Genomic DNA, 8,015 nt, shown 5'->3' with positions numbered 1-8,015 from the left:
TATATTCCGGGGCCTGTTTATTTTTTTTTTCAGCTCCGGGGGCTGGGGCGGGCCGGGCTGGGCTGGGCCGGAGTCTCTACGGATCGTGCTCGTTCGTTGGGCTGTCATCTCCCCTCGCAGTCTTTGAGGGGATAAGGCAACGGAAGCATGCTGACAGTCAGGCCAGCAAAGGAGCGAAACGCTATGCGGATGCGCGACTTCACGGCAGAGCAGTATCGTCTGAGCCGGCGAGCTTTCTTGAGCGCTAGCCTGGCCACGGCTGGCGGGCTGATGCTGGCGGCCTGTGGCGGCAGCGCCGCGACCAGCGGAGGTGCTGGCAGCAGCAACTATACGCTGGCCCTCATTGTAGGCGTCAAAGGTGACCCTTTCTACATCACCATGCAGAAAGGGGCTGAGGCCAAAGCCAAAGAGCTGGGCGTGACCCTGCTCGTTGATGGCCCCTCGCAGTGGAGCGCTACCCTCCAGACTCCCATCGTCAGCGCCTATATGGCCCGCAAAGTTGATGCCATCATCATTGCCCCTTGTGATAAGCAGGCCATGATTGCCCCGCTGCAGCAGGCCAGCAACGCGGGCATCAAAGTCATCACCGTCGACACCTATATTGGCGATGGCGATTATGTGCATGGGCCGGTGACTTTCCCGCTCTCGTACATTGGCTCCGATAACGTTCAGGGTGGCAAGATCGCCGGCGAGGCCCTCATCAAGGCCATCGGCGGTCATGGCAAAGTCTACATCCAGAATACGGTTCCTGGCACAAGCACCACCGACCAGCGCGAGCAAGGCTGCAAGGAGGCCATTGAGGCGACGCATGGGGCTGTCACCCTGGTTGGCGTCGATTTCAATGGCGACAGCGCCGCCAAGGCCGCCGAACAGACGACGGCCATGCTGCAGCGCGTCCCCGATTTGGCCGGTATCTTCGGCACCAATATTTATGGCTCGGAAGGCGCGGCCCAGGCGGTCAAAAATGCCCACAAGCAGGGCCAGGTCAAGATCGCCAATTTCGATGCCCCCGAGCAGGCCATCGTCGACCTGAAGAACAACGTCGTCGACATCGTCATCGCCCAGAAGCCCGCCGACATGGGCAGCATCGGCGTCCAGTATGCCGTTGATGCGCTCAAGGGCAACATGGGCGCCATTCAGAAACGAGTCCCCACCGGCTACGTGATCATTACCCGCGATAACGTCGATACGCCCGAGGCCCAGGCGGCTATCTACAAGAGTAGCTAGACAGGCCGGGAAAGGCAGGGGCGCAATGGTGCCGGCGAGACGGGTGGGCTGACCTGACGGGCCGGCCTGCGCGCTCGCGCCGGCGCCTTCCTCGACCCTCTCCCCGTGGGCCGGGCGGGCGCAGGTAGCTCGCGCGGGCTGGCTTCCCGGGAGAGAGATTGCGATCCAGCTGTCCTATCTGCTTGCTCAGCCGCACAGTACCGAAAGGAGGGGAACCCGATGGCGAAGATGGTCCAGCAGCTGGCTCTGCCTGCGGCCAGGGTCAAGAGCCGTCCGTTAGAGATTGTCAGCCGCTTCTGGTCCTGGCTGTTTCTGCTGCTGCTCCTCCTCTTTTTCTCGCTGACTGGTCCTGGCTTCTTTAGCTTCCTCAATCTGCAGTCCATCGCCAACGATATGGCGCTGGCGCTGCTGATGTCGCTGGGACAGACCTTTGTCATCATCGCGGCGGGGATCGATCTCTCGACCGGCTTTACGATGGGCTTTGCGGCAGTCATTGAGGCGGTAGTGCTCAATGCGCTTGTAGGCCGGTTGCCGCTGGGTCTGGGGCTGGCGCTGCCACTGAGCATCCTGATTGCCCTCGGTGTTGGCACCCTGCCCGGGCTGGTCAACGGCATCCTGATTGGGCGCCTGCGCGTGCCGCCCTTTATCGCCACTCTCGGCATGTATGGCATCGCGCGCGGCCTGGGCTTTATCTTCTCAGGCGGCGGGCAGCCGGTGAGTGTGCAGATCCCCGGGGTGGGCGACATCGGCAATGGCTATCTGCTCTACTATCACCCGGCGGTGGGCTTCTCCTGGCTCCATGCGCCGCTGCTGCCGCCGGGGGCCAGGCCGCGCGATCTCATCTCCATCCTGCCTTTTCCTTTGATCGTGGCCATCGTGGCCTTTCTTCTCTGTTACTGGCTGCTGAGCCGCACGCGCTTTGGCCGTCATACCTATGCTCTGGGGGGCGCGCCGGAGGCCGCGCGCCGCGCTGGTATCCCGGTGGCCCGGCAGACGCTCAAGCTCTATATGCTCTCGGCTTTCCTGGCCTCGGTGGCTGGCGTGCTCTACGTGCTGCGCTTCACTAACGGTGATGCCAACGCCGGCGATCCTCTCCTGCTCGATTCGATCGCGGCGGTCGTTATCGGTGGCGCCTCGCTCTTTGGAGGCGAGGGCACGATGGTGGGGACGCTGATCGGCACCCTGATCATCTATGTCATTCAGAACGGGCTGGTGATCATTGGCATCGATCCCTACTGGCAATTCGTGGCGATCGGGGCCGTCATCATCCTGGCGGTTCTCATGGATCAGGCCAAGGCGCGCGTTCTCAATCGCTAGTGCGGCGCGGCCTGGGGCGTCTTGTCTCTGTCTGCCCAGGCGATGCCGTTCCGCCTGGCTCTCTCGGTGTTGCTTCAGAGTGTGAGGAGTGAGTGCCATGCTTGAAGAGAAAGCGCAGCTGCCCAAGGCTGAAATCGAGCAGGCTGGACTGGGGAGCGCTGCCGACGCGCGGCCCGTGCTGGAGGTGCGCGATCTGGTCAAGCGCTTTGGGGGCCTGGTCGCTGTCGATCATGTCAGCCTGGTGGTCTGGCCCGGCGAGGTCGTGGGCCTGCTCGGCGACAATGGCGCAGGGAAGTCGACGCTGATCAAGGTCATTTCCGGCGTCTATCGTCCAGATGGCGGCCAGTTGCTCTTTGAGGGGCAAGAGGTGAGTTTTGCCTCGCCGATGGAGGCGCGTCGACGCGGGATCGAGACCATCTATCAGGATCTGGCTCTCTGTGAGAATCTCGATGCCCCAGCTAATATCTTCCTGGGGCGCGAGCCAGTGCGGCGCCGCTGGGGTTTCCTGAAGGAGCTGGATGATCGCTATATGCTACAAGAAACGCAGCACGTGCTGGAACAGCTCGACATTCATATCCCCGATCTGCGCCAGCCCATTCGCCAGCTCTCGGGCGGCCAGCGGCAGTCGGTGGCCATTGCGCGGGCTATCTACTGGAATGCGCGCCTGATGATCATGGATGAGCCGACTGCGGCGCTGGGGGTAGCGGAGCAGCAGAAGGTGCTGGAGCTGGTGCGCACGCTGCGGGCCCGCGGCGTGCCGGTCATCTTGATTAGTCACAACATGCAGGATGTTTTCGCGGTGGCCGATCGTGTGGTAGTCATGCGCCGTGGCCAGAAGGTGGGCGAGCGCCGTGTGGCCGAGACCACGACCAACGAGCTGGTTGGTCTGATGGTGGGGGCCGAGCGTGCCTGAGATCGGGCTTTAGAGGCTTGCTGATCCAGCGGCTAACCTGGACGGCAGGCAGATAGGGAACGATCGACAGATATGCTGATCTCTTGAAGAAGGTGCATTGTCCTAAAAAAGTATAAGCTGACTGAAACTGGCTCTGTAGATGTGAAGGGTAAATCCTCTGGACAACTGGATCTGGCTATGGTATCCTCATTCTCGTGAAGAGAGGGGAACAAGGGGAGAAGCGGGGCATATCCGGGCTTTAAAGCCATCAGTGGGCGGGGAAGAGAGAGCACGCGCCCTGTTTCACGAGATGTGGCCAAGGAGAAGCGAGCGCCCTTCGCAGCTGGTCGTCATTGTCTTGTCTGTCTGATTGCCAGGCCAGGTAAGACAGCGCCTTTGGACGGAACCCTATCTGCAGGCTGTGCCTCCCCTGCTGGTCCTTCACTTCTGGCCAGTCGCAGCAAGAGAGCTGACCACGCACGGCAGTAGGGCAGCAGTGGGGGGAGCTTTACGGCTGCGGTCCGGGGTGGTCGAGTCAGTTGATCTCTTCTTGTCCGCTACTCATTGGAGAGCATGCCCTTTGCGAGCCGACCGGCGAGCGAGGAGAAACTGCGGCGTGCCGGTCCGCTCTGGCTCTGGAGAGAGGTGGCCAGACCGGTGCGAGGCCAGCTAGCGAGCGGGTGCAGAGGCTTATCACGCTGCCAACGCCGACAGGGTAGCGGCGGAGCTTCTCTGTGGTTGCGCTATACTCCTGCAGCACGAGGAGGTCGGTGAGTGATGAACATCTATGATCGGCGTGCACGAAAGGAGTTAGATCAGCTCGTCGAGGAGTACCTGACCACCAGCAACATCAATCGGCGCCAGTTTCTGCAGCGGGCGACAGCGGCGGGGCTGAGCCTGAGCGCGGCGACGGCGCTTCTGGCGGCCTGCGGCGGCACGAACACGGGTACGTTGAACACGAGCAGTGGCAATGTGCCCAAGGTCAGCTCGATCGATGTGCTCACCCAGCTCAGTGGCGCAGAGCTGGCGGCCTTCAATGCCATCAACACAGCTTTCACCCAGAAGACGGGCATCAAGGTCAATGTTGAGCCGACCAGCGATCTGCGGGCCGTGCTCAGCACGCGTGTGCGTGGCAACAATCCCCCCGATGTGGCCGGTATGTCGAGCGTGCCCGAGTTCCAGCAGTACGCCGCTCAGGGCAAGCTGCTCCAGCTTGACAGATTTTTCAATATGAGCCAGATAGAGCAGCAATACGCGCGCATCTGGATCGATACGGCCTCGTACAACGGGCACCTCTACGCGGTCATCCCGCGTGTCAACACCAAGAGCACGGTCTGGTACAGTCCCAAGCAGTTCAAGGCCAATGGCTACACGCCGCCCAAGACCTGGGACGAAATGATCGCCCTCTCGAACAAGATCGCCAGCAGCGGCAAGTATCCCTGGTCGCTGGGGGTTGAAGGCGGCTCCTCCACTGGCTGGCCGGCGGCGGACTGGGTGGACCAGATCTATCTGAGCCTCAACGGCCCCGATCTGTCGCAGCAGTGGGTCAATCATAAGATCCCCTGGACTCATCCGAGCGTCAAGCAGGCGTTCCAGCTCTTTGGCGAGATCGTCAATGGTAAGCACTATATCAGCGGGGCGCCGCAGTCGATTCTGGCCACCAATTTCCAGGATGCCGCCTATCTGCCCTTTGAGAATCCGCCAAAGGCCTATATGTACTTCCTTGGCGACTTCACAGCGAGCTTCCTCAAGACGCAGTTCCCCGGCATCCAGCCGGGCGTCGACTTCGACTTTTTCCCGTTCCCGACGATTAATCCGCAGTATGCGAACGCGGTGACTGGCATTGTCAATATCTTGTCCGCTTTCCGCGACAACGAGGGGACGCGCCAGTATATGGAGTTTCTGGCCTCGCCCGAGGGCCAGAGCATCTGGCCGAAGCAGGGTGGTGCTGTCTCAGTGAACAATCAGGTGCCACTCAGCGTCTACCCTGATCCGGTTTCTCGTCGCACCGCTGAGCTGCTGCTCAATGCGAAGTACTTCAGTGTGGGCCAGGATGATCTGCTGCCCTCGACGATGGAGCAGGAGTATTGGAAAGGGCTGCTGGCCTATATTCAGAATCCCTCGCAGCTCGATAGCATCCTCCGCTCGCTAGAGGATGCTGCAACGCGCCTCTACCCCTCCTGACTGGGGGATGCCGATTGCAGCTGACCGACTGGCCCCGAGCTTCAGCTATGGCAGGCGGAGGTCGCTTGAAGGAAAGCGTGCAGCGCTGAAGTCGAAGCAGCCGAAAAGGAGAGGGATCGCTCTCTGCATCGCCACTGCAGGGGATCGGTCCCTCTCGCCTTTGCTGGCTATCTGACTGCCTTGTTCGTCTTGTTTGGCGGCTTTGCTCGCGGTGACTCGCTCCGACCCGCTCGGGCGTCTCCTTCTCTGGAGGGGGGAAGGGGGGCTGATTGCGCGGGAAAGCCGGGTCCACGCTCCGCCTGGGTTGGGTGACTGCGCCGGGTTGGTTGTCTTGTCGTCTGGTTTTGTTAGCAGCATGGGACGAAGGGAGTGAGCGACTGCTATGGATCTCTCCATTGAGAAGGCTGTTCCGCTGACGATGCGCCCGCGCCGGCGCCGGCTGCGTCTGCCGCTGGAGGCGTGGGCCTGGATTGCCCCGGCAGTCTTGTTGTTGCTGCTTTTTTTCATCTACCCCTTCATCAACACCATTCAGCTCAGCTTCGAAAGCGCCGATTCGACACACTTTGTTGGCCTCAAAAACTATCAGGCTATCTTTACCGATCCCGATATGCTGAGTGTGCTCAAGAACAATCTGCTCTGGTTGCTCTTCGGCACCCTATTGACGGTTGGGCTGGGCCTGGTCATTGCTGTTCTGGTGGATCGCCTTAAAGTCGAGGGTCTGGTCAAGTCGGCGCTCTTTATTCCGATGGCGATCTCGATGGTGAGCGCCAGTATCATCTGGCGCCTGGTCTACCTCTATCGTCCTCCTGATCAGACGCAGATTGGGCTGCTGAACGCCATTCTCGTCTTCTTCAAGCTGCCTCCGCAGCCCTGGCTGGTCAACACCAGTGTCAATACCTTTGCCTTGATCGCTGTCTATGTATGGATGTGGACCGGCTTCTGTGTGGTGGTCTTCTCGGCGGCGCTCAAGGGAATTCCCGATGAGATTGTGGAGGCGGCGCGCATCGATGGGGCCAATCGCTGGGTCCTCTTCTGGCGGGTGATCGTGCCAATGATTAGCCCGACCATCGGCGTAGTGACCACCACCATGATCATCAACATTTTGAAGACCTTCGATATCGTCTATGTGATGACAGGTGGTAACTACAATACCGATGTAGTGGCGGTCGAGTTCTATCGCCAGCTCTTTACCTTTGGCGACTATGGGTTGGCCAGTGCCCTGGCGGTTTTGCTGACGCTGGCGATTCTGCCAGTGATGTACCTCAATATTCGCCGTATCCAGCTGGAGGAAGGGGGCCAGGCATGATCGGAGAGCAGGTACAGCAGCCGCTGATCCCAGCTCTGGCGACAGCCCGTCGCCGCCCGCGGTCCAGGCGCCGGGCCTGGCTGCGCCGCCTGAGCGAGCAGGTCATTACGGTGATCGCCCTGCTGATCGCTGTCGTTTGGTCGCTGCCGACGCTGGGCTTGCTAATTAGCTCGTTCCGCCCTCCCAGCTTGATTTCGACGACGGGCTGGTGGACGGCGCTTCTGCCGCCGTGGCAGTTCACGCTGCAGAACTATGTCCAGGTGATCACGGCCCAGGGCCTGGGCCGCGCCTTTATCAATAGCGTGATTATCGCGGTGCCGAGTACCATCCTGCCGGCGCTGATTGGCTCCTTTGCCGCCTTCGCTTTCGCCTGGATGCGTTTTCCGGCACGCAATACTATCTTTTTCTTGATCATCAGTTTGCAGATCATTCCTCTGCAGATTGCTCTGGTACCGTTGTTGCAGATCTTTACCAACATTGGGCTGACGGGGCAATATGCAGCGGTCTGGCTGGCTCATACGGCCTTTGGGCTGCCTTTTGCCATTTTCTTGCTGCGCAATTTCTTCGCCGCTTTGCCGCGGGATCTGTTGGAGGCGGCCTATGTCGACGGAGCCTCGAATTTCCGCCTCTTCTGGACCATTGTCTTACCGCTCTCGCTGCCGGCGCTGGCCTCGCTGGTGATCTTTCAATTCCTGTGGGTCTGGAACGATCTGTTGGTGGCCTTGATTTTCCTGGGAGGCAATCCGCAGAATGCGCCGATGACCCTGACCATAGCCAGCCTGGTTGGCTCCTATGGCGAGAACGACCAGGTGCTGACGGCGGCGGCCTTCCTGTCGATGGCGCTGCCGCTGGTGATCTTCTTCGCGCTGCAGCGCTACTTTATCCGTGGCATTCTGGCCGGCTCGGTCAAGGGCTAGTCTGAGGTGTCTGCCCGGCAAGAAGAGGGATGAGGGCAGGCGAGAGCTGTGGCTACGGCAGCTCTCGGCCTGCTCTCGTCTCTTGTCTTGTTGTCTGGGCGGCTGTGGGTGGGTGCAAAGCCTGGCTGGAAGGGTAGGGCTTTTTCTCTAGGATTCTCTGCTGGCGCTATGG

6 protein-coding genes are annotated in these 8,015 nt (G+C 60.6%); all 6 read left to right on the top strand.

The genetic code is table 11. The annotated features are described in order from the left end of the window. Positions 1-183 precede the first annotated feature (183 nt). The 6 genes from IRZ31_RS18470 to IRZ31_RS18445 all read left to right on the top strand — a co-directional run bounded on the left by IRZ31_RS18470 (position 184) and on the right by IRZ31_RS18445 (position 7,843). Positions 184-1,227, top strand: a complete 1,044-nt coding sequence (locus IRZ31_RS18470) for an ABC transporter substrate-binding protein (protein ID WP_189362232.1) — start codon at positions 184-186, stop codon at positions 1,225-1,227. A gap of 219 nt (positions 1,228-1,446) precedes the next feature. Next, positions 1,447-2,544 (top strand): ABC transporter permease, encoded by a 1,098-nt coding sequence (locus IRZ31_RS18465; RefSeq protein ID WP_297156359.1) that lies wholly within the window; start codon positions 1,447-1,449, stop codon positions 2,542-2,544. A gap of 97 nt (positions 2,545-2,641) precedes the next feature. After that, positions 2,642-3,457 carry an ATP-binding cassette domain-containing protein gene (locus tag IRZ31_RS18460; RefSeq protein WP_112433679.1) on the top strand — a complete coding sequence of 272 codons (816 nt, stop codon included), beginning with the start codon at positions 2,642-2,644 and terminating at the stop codon, positions 3,455-3,457. 756 nt (positions 3,458-4,213) lie between these two features. Then, complete coding sequence (locus tag IRZ31_RS18455) at positions 4,214-5,620, top strand: extracellular solute-binding protein (protein WP_112433681.1); 1,407 nt, start codon at positions 4,214-4,216, stop codon at positions 5,618-5,620. A 382-nt stretch (positions 5,621-6,002) separates the two neighbouring features. Beyond that, positions 6,003-6,926, top strand: a complete 924-nt coding sequence (locus IRZ31_RS18450) for a sugar ABC transporter permease (protein ID WP_297156355.1) — start codon at positions 6,003-6,005, stop codon at positions 6,924-6,926. Continuing rightward, the gene (locus IRZ31_RS18445; RefSeq protein ID WP_112433685.1) at positions 6,923-7,843 is read left to right on the top strand and encodes a carbohydrate ABC transporter permease; all 921 of its coding nucleotides are present in this window, start codon (positions 6,923-6,925) and stop codon (positions 7,841-7,843) included. Before IRZ31_RS18450 ends, IRZ31_RS18445 begins: the two co-directional genes overlap by 4 nt. The last annotated feature ends 172 nt before the right edge of the window (positions 7,844-8,015 follow it).

The sequence above is a fragment of the Thermogemmatispora sp. genome, from assembly GCF_019683635.1.
Taxonomy (GTDB): Bacteria; Chloroflexota; Ktedonobacteria; order Ktedonobacterales; family Ktedonobacteraceae; genus Thermogemmatispora.
Note: the sequence above shows the minus strand (reverse complement) of the source record. Positions and strands in the feature narration are given on the sequence as shown.

Bases quoted from the DNA above. Each gene is read 5' to 3' on its own strand.
- IRZ31_RS18470 (WP_189362232.1), top strand. From the start codon at position 184: ATGCGGATGCGCGACTTCACGGCAGAGCAGTATCGTCTGAGCCGGCGA.
- IRZ31_RS18450 (WP_297156355.1), top strand. From the start codon at position 6,003: ATGGATCTCTCCATTGAGAAGGCTGTTCCGCTGACGATGCGCCCGCGC.
- IRZ31_RS18455 (WP_112433681.1), top strand. From the start codon at position 4,214: ATGAACATCTATGATCGGCGTGCACGAAAGGAGTTAGATCAGCTCGTC.
- IRZ31_RS18445 (WP_112433685.1), top strand. From the start codon at position 6,923: ATGATCGGAGAGCAGGTACAGCAGCCGCTGATCCCAGCTCTGGCGACA.
- IRZ31_RS18465 (WP_297156359.1), top strand. From the start codon at position 1,447: ATGGCGAAGATGGTCCAGCAGCTGGCTCTGCCTGCGGCCAGGGTCAAG.
- IRZ31_RS18460 (WP_112433679.1), top strand. From the start codon at position 2,642: ATGCTTGAAGAGAAAGCGCAGCTGCCCAAGGCTGAAATCGAGCAGGCT.